The following is a 16,740-nucleotide window of genomic DNA, read 5'->3' on the forward strand; positions in this document are numbered from 1 at the left end:
TTTGCGTCGCCCGGCCGAATGAGGATGCCCGCATCTGCATCGTGCGTGTGACGGGCCAACGGGGATCGAACCAAAATGAAAATCGTCATGGCCATCATCAAGCCGTTCAAGCTCGACGAGGTTCGCGACGCGCTAACCGCGATCGGGGTGCACGGCATGACCGTCACTGAGGTCAAGGGCTACGGGCGTCAGAAAGGGCACACTGAAATCTATCGCGGCACTGAATACGCCGTGAGTTTCCTGCCCAAACTCAAGATCGAGGTCGCGGTCGCTACCAATCAGGTCGACAAAGTCATCGAAGCCATCACCGGCGCCGCCAAGACCGGGCAGATCGGCGACGGCAAGATCTTTGTCTTCGGTCTGGATCACGCCGTGCGCATCCGCACCGGCGAGACGGACGCATCAGCCCTCTAAACCCGACCCAACAAGTATTCGGACAGGAGCTCACAAAATGTCATTCAAGATTCCGTGCCGGGCCGGGTTCATAACCGCCCTTCTGGCGTCGATGGTAACGACGACGTCAGCCTTCGCGGAGGCCGCGGCCGAAGCGCCCAAGCTCGACACCGGCGACACCGCGTGGATGCTGACATCCACCGCGCTCGTTCTGATGATGACCATTCCCGGCCTTGCGCTGTTTTACGGCGGCATGGTGCGTCAGAAGAACGTGCTCGCCACGATCATGCAGAGCTTTGCAATTTGCTGCCTGGTCACCGTTCTCTGGATGGTGCTCGGATACTCACTCGCCTTCACCGAAGGCGGCGAAGGCATGAACGCCTATATCGGCAGCTTCTCCAAGGCGATGCTGGCCGGCGTGAACAACGGCACGGTGAATTCGCTCGCCGCGACGATCCCGGAATGGGTGTTCATCACCTTCCAGATGACCTTCGCTATCATCACGCCTGCCCTGATCACCGGCGCCTTCGCCGAACGCATGAAGTTCTCTGCCTTGATGTGGTTCATGGGCCTGTGGCTGATCTTCTGCTACGTCCCGATCGCACATTGGGTCTGGGGCGGCGGCTTCCTCGGCGGCGCCGGCGTGCTCGACTTCGCCGGCGGCACTGTCGTCCACATCAACGCCGGCGTTGCGGGCCTCGTGGCATGCATCATCATCGGCAAGCGCAAGGGCTTTGGCTCGTCCAATCTCGCGCCGCATAACCTGACCTGGTCGCTGATCGGCGCCTCTCTGCTGTGGGTCGGCTGGTTCGGCTTCAACGCGGGCTCGGCGGTCGGCGCCAATGCGCTGGCGGGCGCGGCCATGGTCAACACCCAGGTTGCCACCGCTGCCGCGGCGCTGGGCTGGATGTTCTGTGAGTGGATCGTGATCAAGAAGCCGAGCCTGCTCGGCATCATTTCAGGCGCCATCGCCGGTCTGGTGGCGATCACGCCGGCGGCTGGCTTCGTCAACCCGACCGGTGCGCTGATCATCGGCGCTCTTGCCGGTGTCGGCTGTTACATCGCGGCCGTCCACGTCAAGAAGGCGCTCGGCTACGACGACTCGCTTGATGTATTCGGCGTCCACGGCGTCGGCGGCATCATCGGCGCGATCCTGACCGGCGTGTTCGCGGATGCAGCGATCAACGAACTCGGCAAGGACGCCAGCGTGATGACGCAGATCTACGGCGTCGCAGTCACGATCATCTACACCGCCATCGTCACCGCGATCATTCTCTTCATCGTCAAGATCGTGATCGGGCTGCGCCCGACCGCGGCGGAAGAAGAAGAGGGCCTCGATCTGTCACTGCACGGCGAGAGTGTGCAGCACTAGGACCTTCGTGCGGCGGGGCGAAAATACCCGGCACCGCCCCTCGCCGAATGGAGGCCCCGGTCCCCGGACCGGGGCCTCTTTCTTTATCTTCGCTGCTGTGTCTGCTTTTGCGAAACGCGGCGCGCAAGCAGATTCAGCGCCTCGATCGCCACCGAGAATGTCATCGCCGTGTAGACGTAGCCCTTCGGCACATGCGCGCCGAAACCTTCCGCGATCAGCACCGTGCCGATCATGATCAGGAATCCGAGCGCCAGCATCACGACCGAGGGATTGGCCGCGACGAAGTTCGCGAGCGGCGTCGCCGCCAGCAGCATCACGCCGACCGCGACCAGCACCGCGATCACCATGATCGGCACATGTTCGGTCATGCCCACCGCGGTGATGATGCTGTCGATCGAGAAGACGAGATCAAGTACGAGGATCTGTCCGATCACCGAGGCAAAGCCCGCGGTCGCGGGCGCCGCGTCGAACATGTCGGGGGCGTGATTGGCATAGACGTTATGGTGGATTTCCTTGGTCGCCTTCCAGACCAGGAACAGTCCGCCAGCGATCAGGATCAGATCGCGCCACGAGAACGGATGTCCGAACAGCGTGAAAATCGGCTGACGCAGTTGGACGATGATGGCGATGGTCCCGAGCAGCAACAGCCTGAAGATCAGGGCCAGCCCGATGCCGATCCGCCGAGCGCGCTCGCGCTGATGCGGCGGCAGCTTGTTGGTGACGATGGAGATGAAAATCAGGTTGTCGATGCCAAGGACGACTTCCATGGCGATCAGGGTGGCGAGCGCCGCCCAGACCACCGGGTCCACCGCAAGCGCAATCAAATAGGCGAGCGAAAAGTCCAAAGACCCCTCCTCTGGTGACACCATCTGCCGGACGGAACCGGCGGTGATTGGCTCGACATCACGATCATTGAGATCGCCAGAGGGGCCCGAACCGGGGCCAGCATTTAGGGATAATCGCAGCCCTTTCAAGACGCCGCTTGCCGCCCCCCGCCTCGGCCGATGGTTAATCGGACCTTAACCTGCCCCCTCTAGTGTGGCGGAAACCCCTGTGTCATCGGGATAAACCGCCCTTTCTGATGTTCATGACCGTCGCCGATCGCGTCTCGCCGCCATCCCCCGCCCGGGCTTCCGACGCGCGGTCTCCTTTCGCGCGGCTGAACGATCTTTTGGCGCTGATCACGCCCGGCAAGACTCCCATCAATTGCGCAGTCGGCGAGCCGCAGCATCCCGTGCCATCCTTTGTCGGACCGACACTGGCCGCCAATATCGGCGATTTCGGCCGCTATCCCGCCAACAAGGGCACCGACGAATTCCGCCGCGCCGTCGTGCGCTGGCTGTTCTGGCGCTACCGCCTGCCGCGCCCGCTCGATCCTGAGCACGACGTGCTGGTGCTCAATGGCACACGCGAGGGTCTTTTTCTCGCGGCCATCGCCGCCAAGCATTTCGTCGCACCGCGCAAGGGCATGCCTGCGATCCTGGTGCCCAATCCCTGCTACGCCGCCTACACCGCCGGTGCGCGTGGCGCTGAATGCGAGATCATGTATCTGCCGGCGACCGCAGCATCCGGTTTTCTGCCAGACCTCGACGCGCTGAGCGAGGACCTGTTCGCGCGCACGGTCGCCTTCTATCTGGCGACGCCCGCCAACCCGCAGGGCGCAGTGGCCGATGAAAACTATCTCGCGCGTCTGGTCGCACTGGCGCGCCGCTTCGGCTTCCTCGTCTTCGCCGACGAATGCTATTCCGAAATCTACTCTGGCGACCCGCCGCCCGGCATGCTCGAAGTCGCGGGGCCCGACTACGCGAATGTGGTCGTGTTTCATTCGCTGTCGAAACGATCGAGCCTGCCGGGGCTGCGCGTCGGTTTCGCCGCCGGCGACCGCAATTTTCTCACCCGCTTTCTTGACATGCGCAACACTGCCGCACCGCAGGTTCCAATGCCGGCGCAGGCGGTCGCCATCGCCGCCTATGGCGATGAAACGCACGTCGAAGAAAACCGTCGGCTGTATGCCGAAAAATTCGATCTTGCCGATCAGATCATCGGTACTCGCTTCGGCTATCGGCGCCCCGCCGGCGGATTTTTTCTCTGGCTCGACGTGTCCGCGCAGGGCGGAAGCGTAAAGGTCGCCGAAAGATTGTGGCGCGAGGCCGGCCTCCGCGTTCTGCCGGGCGGGTATGCGGCGCAGACCGACGCGCAAGGCAACAATCCCGGCGCCGACTACATCCGGATTGCAATGGTGCACGACAAAGACACAACCGCCGAAGCCCTGCGCCGGCTGATCGCGGTGCTCGGGTGAGAGGCCGCGTCATGCCAGCGATCGACCGTTCTCTCCACAATATCGATTTCCTGTCCGACGATTTCCGCGGCGCCATTCGCCGCCGGCTCGGCGAATTGTGCGGGCTGGTGCTGATTGTCGTATCGGTCACGCTCGCCGCCGCGCTGGCAACCTGGTCGGTGCAGGATCCGAGCCTCAGTCACGCCACCGACGCGCCGGTGCGCAATCTGCTCGGTGCACCGGGCGCCATCGCTGCCGATCTGCTGATTCAGCTCTTCGGCCTCGCGGCCCTTGTCGTCGTTCTTCCGGTCGCGGTCTGGGGCTGGCGGCTGCTGACGCACCGGCCGGTCGAGCGCGAATGGCTGCGGCTCATCCTGTGGTTTGCCGCCGTCATCACGGCCGCAGCTTTCGCGTCGGCGCTGCCGCGGATCGCCACCTGGCCGCTGCCGTCAGGACTTGGCGGCGTCACCGGAGACGCCATGCTGCGGCTGCCGCTCGCTTTTCTCGGTCCGCTGACAGGCGTGACGCGGTTTTTGCTCGCTGCGATATGCGGTTGCCTGGCCCTGGCTGCTTTCATCGGCGCCGTCGGGTTCGGCTGGCGCTCGCCCGAAACGCTTGCCGACGACATCCACCGCGAGGCCGAAGAATTCGAGGAAGAGGACGAACGCACCGCGATCTCGCTCGGCTGGATTGTGCATGCCTTGCTCAGCCTGAAGGCGCGCATTGGCCGCATGCTGGCACGCCGCGAGCGCCCGGCGAAAATGTCGCGCGACAGCCTGCGTAGCCGCGCTGAGCCCCGTCTAACCGGGCGGCGCGCCGCGGCGGAAGAAGACGAATACGAGGAAGACGTCGAGGCGGACTACGAGGAGGACGAGGAAGACGAAGAGGAGGAGCCGCGGCCGCGCCGCGCCAAGGCCGCGCCGCAGCCGAAGCGCCGGTTGAACATTGCCGGAGCATTCACGCTTCCCTCGCTGAACCTGCTCACCGCCGCGAAAGCCTCCGACCGCGCAACCCCGAGCACCGCCGAAATTGAGGAAAACGCCGAGTCGCTCGAAAGCGTGCTGGAGGATTTCGGGGTGAAGGGCGACATCATCAATGCCCGGCCCGGCCCTGTCGTCACCCTCTATGAGCTCGAACCGGCGCCCGGCATCAAATCCTCCCGCGTGATTGGCCTCGCCGACGATATCGCGCGCTCGATGAGCGCGGTGTCGGCGCGTGTCGCCGTCGTCGCCGGCCGCAACGCCATCGGCATCGAGCTGCCGAACGAAGTCCGCGAAAAGGTCTATCTGCGAGAATTGCTGGCCTCGCAGGACTACTCCAACTCGCCAACCAAGCTGCCGCTCTGCCTCGGCAAGACCATCGGCGGCGAGCCGGTCATCGTCGATCTCGCGCGTATGCCGCATCTGCTGATCGCCGGCACGACCGGCTCCGGCAAGTCGGTCGCGATCAACACCATGATCCTCAGCCTGCTCTACAAGCTGACGCCGGATCATTGCCGGCTGATCATGATCGATCCCAAGATGCTGGAATTGTCGGTGTATGACGGCATTCCGCATCTCCTCACGCCGGTCGTCACCGACCCGAAGAAAGCCGTCGTTGCGCTGAAATGGGCGGTGAAGGAGATGGAAGAGCGCTACAAGAAGATGTCGAAGCTCGGCGTGCGCAACATCGACGGCTACAATGCGCGCCTTGCCGAAGCGAAGTCGAAGCGTGAGACGCTCACCCGCACGGTGCACACCGGCTACGACAAGGATACGGGCGAGGCGATCTACGAGACAGAAGAGCTGTCGCTCGAGCCGCTGCCGTTCATCGTCGTCATCGTCGACGAAATGGCCGACCTGATGATGGTCGCCGGCAAGGACATCGAAGGCGCGATCCAGCGCTTGGCGCAGATGGCACGCGCAGCCGGCATCCATGTCATCCTGGCAACGCAGCGCCCGTCCGTCGACGTCATCACCGGCACCATCAAGGCGAATTTCCCGACCCGCATCTCGTTCCAGGTCACATCGAAAATCGACAGCCGCACCATTCTCGGCGAACAGGGCGCCGAGCAACTGCTCGGCCAGGGCGACATGCTCTACATGGCCGGCGGTGGCCGCATCAGCCGCGTGCACGGACCTTTTGTCTCCGACGAGGAGGTCGAGAAGGTGGTTCGCCACCTCAAGTCGCAGGGCGCGCCCGAATATCTTGAAGCCGTCACCCGGAGCGACGAGGAAGACGAGGACGGTTCGGTCTTCGACAATACCGAGATGGGCAGCGCCGGCGGCGCCGACGATCTCTATCGTCAGGCGGTGCAGATCGTCATGCGCGACCGCAAGGCCTCGACCAGCTATATCCAGCGCCGTCTGCAGATTGGCTACAATCGCGCCGCCACCATCATGGAGCGCATGGAGGCGGAAGGCGTGGTCGGGCAGCCCAATCACGCCGGAAAGCGTGAAATCCTGATCGAGGAAGGCGCGTAACTCTGTTGAGAATCAAGGATTTGGTATTTACTTGACCCGGGCGGCGGACGGGTCGCGAAATCGCCACAGGCGGCTTCTAGCGACATCACTCAGACCGATAACGGAGTGGAACATGGTAAAGGGGCTGCCGGCCTTGCTGGGCGCATTCTTGATTGGGCTCGTGGTGCCAGCAATGGCATCTGCCCAGCCGGTGCCTTTGCCGAATCCCGCCCCGCAACCCAAGACCAACAGCACCGACATGGCGCCTCCGGCGCCGGTGGCGGAAGCGCGCGGCCCCGCGGCCGGCTTGGGCAGCATTTTCAATCGCGCCAAGGCTGGCGAGACGACCGCTTTCGACGCCAACCAGCGCGCTTTGGTCGACAAGATCAGCAATTATCTCACCGGCATTCGCACCTTGGTCGGCGATTTCGTGCAGGTCGGTCCCGATGGCAGCAAGACCGAAGGCCAGATTTACCTGCAGAAGCCCGGCCGCGTCCGCTTCGAATATGCCCCGCCCTCTCCGATCGAACTGGTCGCCGACGGCCAGAGCCTTGTTGTGCGCGACCGTAAGCTCGCAACGCAGGACCTTTATCCGCTCGGGCAGACACCGCTGCGTTTCCTTCTCGCCGATCGCGTCGATCTCCTGCGCGACACCAATGTCGTTGGCGTCTATTCTGACAATATTTTCACCACTGTCGTGATCGAGGAAAAGAAGACCCTCGGCGGAACGCATAAATTGATGCTGATGTTCGGCGCACAGGATCTGGCGCTCAAGCAATGGACCGTCACCGATCCGCAGGGCTACGACACCACCGTCGCGATCTACAATCTCGACATGACCAAGCGGCCCGATCCCGGTCTGTTCAAGATCAATTACGAGCGGATTCAAAATCCGGCGAACTGATCAGCCGCGCACCGCGCCGAAACGTCAGATAGCTCCACAGCCAGGTGAGAGCGACGACGAAGCGGTTTCTGAGCCCGATCAGAAAATAGATGTGGGCCACGCCCCAGAACCACCAGCCGAGAAAGCCGGTCAGTTCGAACCGCCCGAGCTTCACCACCGCCGCCTTGCGTCCGATGGTGGCAAGATCGCCGTAGTGGCGATATCTGAACGGCTTCGGTTCCGCCCGGCCGGCCACGCGGGCGGCGATGACGCGGCCGGCATACCTGCCCATCTGCTTCGCGGCCGGCGCAATTCCGGGAACGGCATGGCCGGCTTCATCGCGCACGGCAGCGAGATCTCCGGCGATAAAGATATTTGCCCTTCCGGGCACAGACAGATCGGGCTCGACGAGAATCCGGCCGGCGCGGTCATGCTCGGCACCGATCCATTGCGCCGCCGGCGAGGCGACAACGCCCGCCGCCCAGACAATGGTGCTGGCGTCGATGCGGTTGTCGCCAAGCGACACACCATGATCGTCGCAGCCTGTCACCTTGGTCCTGGTCAGAACTTCGACGCCCATGCGCTCCAGCGACGCCTGCGCATAGCGCGACAGATTTTCCGGCAAGGCAGGCAAAATACGCGGCCCGGCCTCGATCAGAACGATGCGCGACATGCGCGGATCGATACGGCGAAAATCATCTTGCAGCGTCTTTTTGGCGACCTCGACCATCGCCCCCGCCATTTCGACACCGGTCGGACCGCCGCCGACGATGACGAATGTCAGAAGATTGTGGCGCTCGCTTTCGGTCTCGGCGATCTCGGCGCGTTCGAAGGCCAGAAGAAAGCGCGCCCGAATATCACGCGCATCTTCGATGCTCTTCAGTCCGGGCGCGGCTTTTGCCCATTCGTCATGGCCGAAATACGAGTGGGTGACGCCGGATGCGATCACAAGATAGTCGTAGGGCACCTTCAGCGCGCCGGCATGGACAACGCGTGCAGTGGGGTCGACGCCCGACACCTGCGCAAGAAATACGCGGACATTTGCCTGCCGCCGCAGGATGAAGCGGATCGGCCAGGCGACATCGGCCGGCGACAAGGCCGCCGTGGCGACCTGATACAGCAGCGGCTGGAAACAGTGATGGTTTTGCCGGTCCAGCAGAATGATGTCGACCGGCGCATGCGCCAGCGCCAGCGCCGCTTCAAGCCCGGCAAAACCGCCGCCGATGATGATCACCTGCGGACGCGTGGATTTCTGCAGCACTGGCAGTCCTTGCAGGAACCGCAATAACTCCAGATATTCGATCCCTGCGGGCTTGACCCGCGGGTCCATCTTCTAAAAAACAAGACTCCGCCTGATAGGTTGCCGGGTCAAGCCCGGCAATGGCATGTCGAACTTTAAGACGCCGCATGAAGCTGAAAATCACGACCTGGAACGTCAATTCGGTCCGTTTCCGCATCGATCTGGTGGCAAAATTCATCAAGGCCGCACGACCCGATATTCTCTGCCTGCAGGAAACCAAATGTCCGGACGACGCTTTTCCGCTGAAGCGGTTCAAGCGGCTCGGTTACGAGCATGTCGCGCTCAACGGCCAGAAAGGTTACCACGGTGTCGCCGTGCTCTCGCTGAAGCCGTTCGAGACGTTCAGCAAGCGCGCCTTTTGCGGCCTCGACGACACGCGTCATGTTTCGGTGGTATTCGGCGAGAAGGCCGGTCTGAAAGACCCGATCACGATTCACAATCTCTATGTTCCGGCCGGCGGCGACCTGGCCGATCCGACGGTCAACCCGAAATTCGCGCACAAGCTGTCGTTCCTCGAGGAAATGCACGATTGCAAGGACGTGCATGTCAACGGCAAGGAACGCGCGATCCTGCTCGGCGACCTGAACGTCGCGCCGCGCGAGCACGACGTCTGGAGCCACAAGCAATTGCTGGACGTGGTGTCGCATACGCCGGTCGAATGCGACAAACTGGAAACGGCGCGCAAGAAGGGCGGCTGGGTCGACGCCATGCGCGAACTCGTGCCTGAACCGGAGAAGCTCTACACATGGTGGAGCTATCGTTCGCCCGACTGGAAATCAGCAGATAAGGGCCGGCGTCTGGATCACATGTGGATGGCGCCGATGCTGATGGACCGGCTCGAAAACATCAGAATCAGCAAGGATGCGCGCGGCTGGACGCAACCGTCCGATCATGTGCCGGTGACGGCGACATTCGATATCTGAAACATTGGGAAGTTATCAGGACTTGGCGCCGGCCGGATTGAGCGCCATCCTGAGCCGCGCGATCTCGCTGATCGTTTGCTCGGTCCGCGCCGCCATATGATCGCGCAGGCGCAAGGCCGCGTCCGGATAGCCGTCCAGCATCTTGATGAACAAGGTGCGGGGAATCCGGATCACCGTCGACAATTCGAGTGCGGTCACCGGCGAGGGCCGTACCGTGTCGCTGATCAGCACCAGTTCCCCGAGCAATGCACCCGGACCCGCGATGAAAGCCGGGTCGGCTTCACGCGCGCCGCGCAGACCGAACCGTCCATTCTTCACGACATAACCGGCATCGACCACGTCGGGATCGTCGAAAAGAACCTGGCTTTCGTGCACGATTTGCGTTTCCGCGCCCATGGCGATGACGCGCAGCGGCGCACGCCCGACGAGCCGGAAGAGCGGAACTGCTTCGAGGAAAGTGATATCGTCTTCGATGCTCATGCGCCGGCTATAGAGCGAACTTCGGATTCGGAGGGTACTAGCAAATTCAAGGTTTCAGTGCCGTCTGGTTCAGAAATTCGCTTGCAGGACCCGCAGCAATGATGAGGCAAATTTCCGGAGCAAGCGACACTAGGGCACCAGCTTGTAGCCGCCCGAATCGGTCACCAGTATCGACGGATTGGCGGCATCCTGCTCGACCTTCTGCCGCAAGCGATAGACATGCGTCTCCAGCGTGTGCGTGGTGACGCCGGAATTGTAGCCCCACACTTCCTGCAGCAGCGTTTCGCGCGAGACCGGCTGCTGCCCGGCGCGATAGAGATAACGCAGGATCGCGGTTTCCTTTTCCGTCAGCCGCACCTTGCTGCCTTTAGGCGTCGTCAGAAGCTTCGAACTGGGACGGAATGAATAGGGTCCGATGGTGAAGACGGCATCCTCGCTCGCTTCGTGCTGGCGCAATTGCGCGCGGATGCGGGCGAGCAACACCGCAAAGCGGAACGGCTTGGCAACATAATCGTTGGCGCCCGATTCCAGGCCGAGGATGGTATCGGAATCCGTATCGGCGCCGGTCAGCATGATGATCGGTGCCTTGAAGCCATTCTTGCGGAGGATGCGCACGGCCTCCCGGCCGTCCATGTCGGGCAGGCCGACGTCCATGATGATCAGGTCGACCTGGCCGGCCTTGGCGATCTGCATGCCCTTGGTGGCGCTTTCGACCGCGCTGGCCTCGAATTCCTCGTGCAGACGAAGCTGTTCCAAGAGCGCGTCGCGCAGCTCGGCATCATCGTCCACGATCAGGATCTTGCGGATATTCGACATCTCGTTCCGGGTCCCCGAAGCATGAGCTTACTATTTTCCGGCGAATTAGGGCATTAAGGGCAAAAAGGGCAACACCAAGTCGCACCCGGAAAGTTCGCACAAAACAATGCGCCGCCAGACCTTAGCCATGATTCGCGTCCGGTCACGCCCCGGTCTTCCAAGCCAGGGTTGGCTGCGCGCTGATACCATGTACCTGCCGGTCGCGCTCGGGCGGTCCGGCATCAAGGCTAACAAGCGCGAGGGCGACGGAGGCACCCCCCGCGGCACCTTCCGGCTGAAACGCCTGTGGTGGCGAAAAGACCGCCTCCCGCGGCCATTAACGACCCTGCCGGTACGCCCGATCGGCCGCCAGGACGCCTGGAGCGAGGATCCGCAAGACCGCCGCTATAACCGCCCCGTCCGGCGCCGTGCGGGGGAGCCGGGAGACCGGCTCTGGCGCGAGGACCACCTCTATGACCTGATCATCGAAATCGACCACAATGACCGCCCGCGCGTCGCCGGCCGCGGCAGCGCCGTCTTCATTCATCTGGCGCGGTCAGGTTTCGCGCCGACCGCGGGCTGTGTCGGCCTGCAAAGGAATCGGCTGCTGCGCCTGCTGACGCGGCTGGGGCCGACGACCCGCATCGACATCAGGTAGCGGGGAACAGCCTCCAGTTGGTGAGTTGCACCGCCAGCCGGCCATTCTTCTGAACGTCAACATCAAGCGGCACGTCGATCTCGAAACGATGCCGCGCCAGTCCGGTCTCCAGCTCCAGCCGCCGGATATCGCCGATGCGCCGCGAGCCGCTGACAATGCCGGTGATGGCGCCACCCTCCTGACCGGCGATCTTCACGTGGCCGGGACGGAAGAAGAGCGTCGCTGCACCATCGCGATGCGCGCGGGCGTCGATGGAGAGAGGCAGGTCGTCGAGATAGACATGCCCCTTGTCGACGGTGACCGGCAGCGCGCTGGAATCGCCGATGAAGTCGAACACGAACGGCGTCGCCGGGCGATCGTAGATATCGTCGGCGCTGCCGACCTGCTCGATGCGGCCCTGATTCATCACAACCACCCGGTCGGCGAGCTCCAGCGCCTCTTCCTGATCATGCGTGACAAACACGGTCGTGTGCCCCGTGCGGTCGTGAATTTCGCGAAGCCAGCGCCGCAATTCCTTGCGCACCTTCGCATCGAGCGCACCGAACGGCTCGTCGAGCAGCAGAATGCGCGGGGCGATGGCCAGCGCACGCGCCAGCGCGACGCGCTGCCGCTGTCCGCCGGACAATTGCACCGGATATCGTTTTTCCAGTCCCCCGAGTTGAACCAGTTCCAGCAACGTCATCACGCGCTTGCGGATGACCGCTTCGTCGGGCCGCGTCGCATGCGGACGCACGCGCAGTCCGAAGGCGATGTTCTCGAACACCGTCATGTGCTTGAACAGCGCGTAGTGCTGGAACACGAAGCCGACATTGCGTTCCTGCACGCTCTTGGCGGAGGCATCGTCCTCGCCGAACAGGATGCGGCCGGCGGACGGAAATTCGAGACCTGCGATCAGACGCAGCAGCGTCGTCTTGCCCGAACCCGACGGCCCGAGCAGCGCAATCAGCTCGCCCCCGGCGATGTCGAGCGACACACCGTGCAGAGCCGGCGTGTCGCCGAAGGCTTTGACGAGGTTGTCGATGGTGACAGTCAATTGATCCCCGCGCAGCTTTTCGGTCACCGCATGCGGGATTTCATCCACGCCCGCGAGAACATGATCGATGTCCCTATGGTAATGCGCAAGCGCGTTCATAGTGCCCCCTTGCCGGCGGTTGCCGCAAGCTCGCCGCCGAAACGCCACTCGATGGCGGATTTGATGATGAGCGTCAGCAGCGCCAGAAGCGCCAGCAGAGACGCGACGGCGAAAGCGGCCGCCCATTGATAGTCGTTGTATAGAATTTCGATATGCAGCGGCATGGTGTTGGTCAGGCCACGGATATGGCCGGACACAACCGACACGGCGCCGAATTCGCCCATGGCGCGCGCATTGCACAGCAACACGCCATACATCAGGCCCCATTTCACATTCGGCAATGTTACCCGCCAGAAGGTCTGAAAACCGCCGGCCCCGAGCGAGATGGCGGCTTCCTCGTCCTGCGTCCCCTGCTCCTGCATCAGCGGAATCAGTTCCCGCGCCACAAAGGGGAAGGTGACAAAGATCGTCGCCAGCACGATGCCGGGCACGGCGAACACGATCTGCAACCCATGGCTTTGCAGCCACGTGCCGAGATAACCCTGAGTGCCGAACAGAATGACGTAAATCAGCCCGGCAATGACCGGCGACACCGAGAACGGCAGATCGATCAGCGTGATCAGCAGCGCCTTGCCGCGAAACTCGTATTTTGCGATCGCCCAGGCGGCTGCGACGCCGAAGACAAGATTGGCGGGAACCGCGATGGCCGCCACCAACAGCGTGAGGCGAATCGCCGCGCGCGCATCCGGCTCCACCAGCGCCGCGAAATAGGCGCCGAGGCCTGCATGCAAGGCCTCGACAAAAACGACCAGTACCGGAAACACCAGAAACAGGCCGAGGAACCCCAGCGAGATTGCAATCAGAACCGCCTTGGTCGACCGCTTTTCGCTGGTCGGCAAATGCACCCGCTCGCGCTGCGCTGTTGGAAATGCGAAATCAGACATCGCCGAATCTCCTGCGCGCCCAGGCCTGGATCAGATTGATGGACAAGAACATCACGAAAGCGATCGCCAGCATGATGGTGGCGATGGCGGTGGCGCCGGAATAATCGAATTCCTCCAGCCGGATGACGATCAGAAGCGGCGCGATCTCGGTGCGGTAGGGAATATTGCCGGCGATGAAAATGACCGAGCCATATTCCCCGACCGCGCGTGCGAGCGCGAGCACGAAGCCGGTCAGCAACGCCGGCAGCAGCGTCGGCATGATCACCTTGACAATGGTCTGGCGGCGCGTGGCGCCGAGCGTCGCGGCGGCCTCTTCGATCTCCCGGTCGATTTCCTCGATCACCGGCTGCAGCGTGCGCACCACAAAAGGCAGGCCGATGAAGGTGAGCGCGATGACAATGCCCGCCCAGTTATAGGCGATCTTGATGCCCAGCGGCTCGAGGAATTGTCCGATCCAGCCGGTTTGCGCGAAAATGGCGGTGAGCGCGATGCCGGCAACGGCGGTCGGCAGCGCGAAGGGCAGATCGACAATGGCGTCGAGGACGCGCCGGCCCGGAAAACGATAGCGCACAAGCACCCACGCCACGATCAAACCAAAGACGGCGTTGATCGTCGCGGCGGCGAACGAGGCGCCGAAGGACAATCGCAATGCCGCAACCACGCGCTCGTTGGTGGCAATGGCCCAGAACTGCTCCCATGACAACTCGGTCGTGCGCAGGATCAGCGCGGCGATCGGAATCAGCACGATGAGGCTGAGATAGGTCAGCGCGAAGCCGAGCGTCAGCCCGAAGCCGGGGATGACGCTCGGCCGCCGCCACGTCCAGGTTGCGCTATCGGTCATTGCGCGAGGATACGCGAATCAGCGCTTGAAGATCTGATCGAAAACGCCACCATCCCCGAAATGTTCGGGCTGTGCCTTGACCCATCCGCCGAACAGTGGGTCGTCGATTTCGATCAGCTTGACGCCGGGAAAGCGCTTGGCGTCTTCGGGATCGGCATGCTGCGGCTGATTGGGCCGGTAGAAATTCTTTGCCGCAATCTTCTGTCCGACAGGGCTGTACAGATATTCGAGATAGGCTTGCGCCAGCGCCCGCGTTCCCTTCTTGTCGACATTGACATCGACAACGGCCACCGGCGGCTCCGCCTTGATGGATATGGACGGCACCACAATGTCGAGCTTGTCCGGTCCAAGCTCCTTGATCGCAAGGAAGGCTTCGTTTTCCCAGGCCAGCAGCACATCGCCAATGCCGCGCTTGACGAACGTGGTCGTCGACCCGCGCGCGCCGGTATCGAGGACAGGCACATTCCTGTAGAGCGTGCCGACGAACTCCTTCGTCTTCGCAACATCGCCGCCGAATTTGCCGTGGGCGAAAGCCCAGGCTGCGAGATAATTCCAGCGGGCGCCGCCCGACGTCTTCGGGTTCGGCGTAATCACCTGCACACCCGGCTTGACCAGATCGTCCCAATCCTTGAGCCCCTTCGGGTTACCCTTGCGCACCAGGAACACGATGGTTGACGTGTAAGGCGCGCTGGCATTGGGCAGGCGCTTGCGCCAGTCAGGCGCAATCAGTTTTGCATTCTTCACGATGGCATCGATATCGGCTTCGAGCGCCAGCGTCACCACATCCGCCGGCACGCCGTCGATCACCGCGCGCGCCTGCGGGCCCGAGCCTCCGTGTGATTGCTGCACGGCGATTGTGTTGCCGGTCTTTTCCTTCCAGTGCTTGACGAAGGCTGCGTTGAATTCGCGATACAGCTCGCGCGTTGGATCATAAGACACGTTGAGCAGCGTTTGCGAGAACGCCGTGATCGAGAGGATCGTTGAAAACGCCGCGGCCAGCGCGAACGGAAGAAGGAATCGCCATAAACGCTCGCTGGAACCGATGCTCGTGTGTCGCATGAATGCGCGCCCCGTCTTGAAAACCTTGCCCCCATTCACGTTCGAAGGGCCAACGTTGTCAATTTCAAACAAATTCGGATCGGGAGCATGATGTTCCAGACGCGTTGCGCCCGCGAGCATGACCTTGCCGGTTATGCGCGTGACCAATGGACGCGGAACTAGTCTAGAAATCTCAGCGATTTAGAACGATCGTGGTGTTCCGCCGCAGCAAAAACATACCGCGGCGATGGTGCCGCAGAGCAGGATCGCGACGATTTTCAGCGCGTCGCGTTCATTTTGTGTCCGCAGCGGCGAGCGCGCGTTCACCAAATATCGCCGAGCCAACCCGCACATGCGTCGCGCCGAATTCGATGGCGATTTCAAAATCGGAACTCATGCCCATCGAGAGCAGCTTCAGTCCGTTGCGTGCCGCGATCTTCGCGGTCAGCGCGAAATGCGGCGCCGGCGCTTCCTCAAATGGCGGGATGCACATCAGGCCGTCGATGGTCAGGCCATAGGTGTCACGGCACGCGCGCAGGAATGCGTCGGCATTTTCCGGCAAAATTCCCGCCTTCTGCGGCTCGGCGCCGGTATTGATCTCGACAAACAGCCGCGGCGCGCGGCCCTGCTTGACAATTTCCTTCGCCAGCGCCTCGCAGATGCTCGGCCGGTCGACCGAATGAATCGCATCGAACAAGGCCACCGCTTCCTTCGCCTTGTTGGATTGCAGCGGCCCGATCAGATGCAATTCCAGATCGGAATATTTTTCGCGCAAGGACGGCCATTTCGCCTTGCTTTCCTGCACGCGGTTTTCGCCGAACACTTTGTGGCCTGCAACGATCGCCTGTTCGACGACGTCGGCGGGAAATGTCTTGCTCACCGCGATCAAGGTCACCGTCGCCGGATCGCGTCCGATCTCGCGGCAAGCGTCTGCGATCTTGCGTTTCACGCCGGACAGCGCGGCGGCAATGGCATTGGACTCTGGCATCCGGCGTCTATAACGGCCAGCGCATCACGATGCAAAAGCCTGACGGAAAAGGCCCGGCTTTGCAGCCGGGCCTTTTCTCCATCACGCGGGAAAAATCAGGCCGATTGCCATTGGCTCATGGCTTCATCGGAGGCCATGGTCAGATGCACCTGGCTGTCGATGTGATCCACCCATTTGAGCGGAATCAGGTGGTGCTCGCCTCCGGCTTCCGGATCGTTCTTGGTCAGCTTGATCCACTTTGCGCCTTCCATGTGGTCCACGGTACCGACATGCGTGCCGTCCGACCCCACAATCTCCATGTGATGGTGGATTTCGCGTGCTTTCACCATTGTCT

17 protein-coding genes are annotated in these 16,740 nt (G+C 62.4%); 7 read left to right on the plus strand and 10 right to left on the minus strand.

What is annotated here, in order from left to right; genetic code table 11:
* Positions 1-75: 75 nt before the first annotated feature.
* Positions 76-414: a P-II family nitrogen regulator gene (locus RO009_09235; GenBank protein MDT3685209.1), complete on the plus strand. Its 339-nt coding sequence runs from the start codon at positions 76-78 to the stop codon at positions 412-414.
* A 91-nt stretch (positions 415-505) separates the two neighbouring features.
* On the plus strand, positions 506-1,765 hold the full coding sequence (locus RO009_09240) for an ammonium transporter (GenBank protein MDT3685210.1): 1,260 nt from the start codon (positions 506-508) through the stop codon (positions 1,763-1,765).
* 83 nt (positions 1,766-1,848) lie between these two features.
* Here the strand turns inward: RO009_09240 and RO009_09245 are convergent, their stop codons facing one another.
* Positions 1,849-2,532: a TerC family protein gene (locus tag RO009_09245; GenBank protein MDT3685211.1), complete on the minus strand. Its 684-nt coding sequence runs from the start codon at positions 2,530-2,532 to the stop codon at positions 1,849-1,851.
* Between the two features lie 314 nt (positions 2,533-2,846).
* Here RO009_09245 and RO009_09250 point away from each other — a divergent pair, with 314 nt between their 5' ends.
* The 3 genes from RO009_09250 (at position 2,847) to RO009_09260 (ending at position 7,388) form a co-directional block, all read left to right on the plus strand.
* A complete protein-coding gene (locus tag RO009_09250; protein ID MDT3685212.1) occupies positions 2,847-4,064 on the plus strand; it encodes an aminotransferase class I/II-fold pyridoxal phosphate-dependent enzyme in 1,218 nt (405 codons plus the stop codon).
* 11 nt (positions 4,065-4,075) lie between these two features.
* A complete protein-coding gene (locus RO009_09255; GenBank protein ID MDT3685213.1) occupies positions 4,076-6,505 on the plus strand; it encodes a DNA translocase FtsK 4TM domain-containing protein in 2,430 nt (809 codons plus the stop codon).
* A gap of 112 nt (positions 6,506-6,617) precedes the next feature.
* Positions 6,618-7,388: an outer-membrane lipoprotein carrier protein LolA gene (locus RO009_09260; GenBank protein ID MDT3685214.1), complete on the plus strand. Its 771-nt coding sequence runs from the start codon at positions 6,618-6,620 to the stop codon at positions 7,386-7,388.
* Here RO009_09260 and RO009_09265 read toward each other — a convergent pair.
* A complete protein-coding gene (locus RO009_09265; GenBank protein ID MDT3685215.1) occupies positions 7,354-8,628 on the minus strand; it encodes an NAD(P)/FAD-dependent oxidoreductase in 1,275 nt (424 codons plus the stop codon). The two genes, RO009_09260 and RO009_09265, sit on opposite strands and share 35 nt — an antisense overlap.
* A gap of 146 nt (positions 8,629-8,774) precedes the next feature.
* Here RO009_09265 and xth point away from each other — a divergent pair, with 146 nt between their 5' ends.
* The gene (xth, locus tag RO009_09270) at positions 8,775-9,590 is read left to right on the plus strand and encodes an exodeoxyribonuclease III (GenBank protein ID MDT3685216.1); all 816 of its coding nucleotides are present in this window, start codon (positions 8,775-8,777) and stop codon (positions 9,588-9,590) included.
* 15 nt (positions 9,591-9,605) lie between these two features.
* On the opposite strand, the gene RO009_09275 is transcribed toward xth, so the two are convergent.
* Positions 9,606-10,070, minus strand: a complete 465-nt coding sequence (locus RO009_09275) for a Crp/Fnr family transcriptional regulator (protein ID MDT3685217.1) — start codon at positions 10,068-10,070, stop codon at positions 9,606-9,608.
* Positions 10,071-10,199: 129 nt separating this feature from the next.
* Positions 10,200-10,886, minus strand: a complete 687-nt coding sequence (locus RO009_09280) for a response regulator transcription factor (GenBank protein ID MDT3685218.1) — start codon at positions 10,884-10,886, stop codon at positions 10,200-10,202.
* A 106-nt stretch (positions 10,887-10,992) separates the two neighbouring features.
* Between RO009_09280 and RO009_09285 the strand changes: the two genes are divergently transcribed.
* On the plus strand, positions 10,993-11,523 hold the full coding sequence (locus tag RO009_09285) for a L,D-transpeptidase family protein (GenBank protein ID MDT3685219.1): 531 nt from the start codon (positions 10,993-10,995) through the stop codon (positions 11,521-11,523).
* On the opposite strand, the gene RO009_09290 is transcribed toward RO009_09285, so the two are convergent.
* The 6 genes from RO009_09290 to RO009_09315 all read right to left on the minus strand — a co-directional run bounded on the left by RO009_09290 (position 11,516) and on the right by RO009_09315 (position 16,735).
* Positions 11,516-12,655, minus strand: a complete 1,140-nt coding sequence (locus RO009_09290) for a sulfate/molybdate ABC transporter ATP-binding protein (GenBank protein ID MDT3685220.1) — start codon at positions 12,653-12,655, stop codon at positions 11,516-11,518. The two genes, RO009_09285 and RO009_09290, sit on opposite strands and share 8 nt — an antisense overlap.
* Entirely contained in the window at positions 12,652-13,539 is an 888-nt protein-coding gene (gene cysW / locus RO009_09295) for a sulfate ABC transporter permease subunit CysW (GenBank protein ID MDT3685221.1), read from the minus strand. The genes RO009_09290 and cysW overlap by 4 nt, the downstream gene beginning before the upstream one ends.
* Positions 13,532-14,380 (minus strand): sulfate ABC transporter permease subunit CysT, encoded by an 849-nt coding sequence (gene cysT, locus RO009_09300; GenBank protein ID MDT3685222.1) that lies wholly within the window; start codon positions 14,378-14,380, stop codon positions 13,532-13,534. Before cysT ends, cysW begins: the two co-directional genes overlap by 8 nt.
* Before the next feature lie 18 nt (positions 14,381-14,398).
* On the minus strand, positions 14,399-15,439 hold the full coding sequence (locus tag RO009_09305; protein MDT3685223.1) for a sulfate ABC transporter substrate-binding protein: 1,041 nt from the start codon (positions 15,437-15,439) through the stop codon (positions 14,399-14,401).
* A gap of 271 nt (positions 15,440-15,710) precedes the next feature.
* On the minus strand, positions 15,711-16,406 hold the full coding sequence (locus tag RO009_09310) for a YggS family pyridoxal phosphate-dependent enzyme (GenBank protein ID MDT3685224.1): 696 nt from the start codon (positions 16,404-16,406) through the stop codon (positions 15,711-15,713).
* A 95-nt stretch (positions 16,407-16,501) separates the two neighbouring features.
* Positions 16,502-16,735: a DUF2171 domain-containing protein gene (locus tag RO009_09315; protein MDT3685225.1), complete on the minus strand. Its 234-nt coding sequence runs from the start codon at positions 16,733-16,735 to the stop codon at positions 16,502-16,504.
* Positions 16,736-16,740: the final 5 nt, after the last annotated feature.

The sequence above is a fragment of the Pseudorhodoplanes sp. genome (genome assembly GCA_032027085.1).
Lineage (GTDB): Bacteria > Pseudomonadota > Alphaproteobacteria > Rhizobiales > Xanthobacteraceae > Pseudorhodoplanes.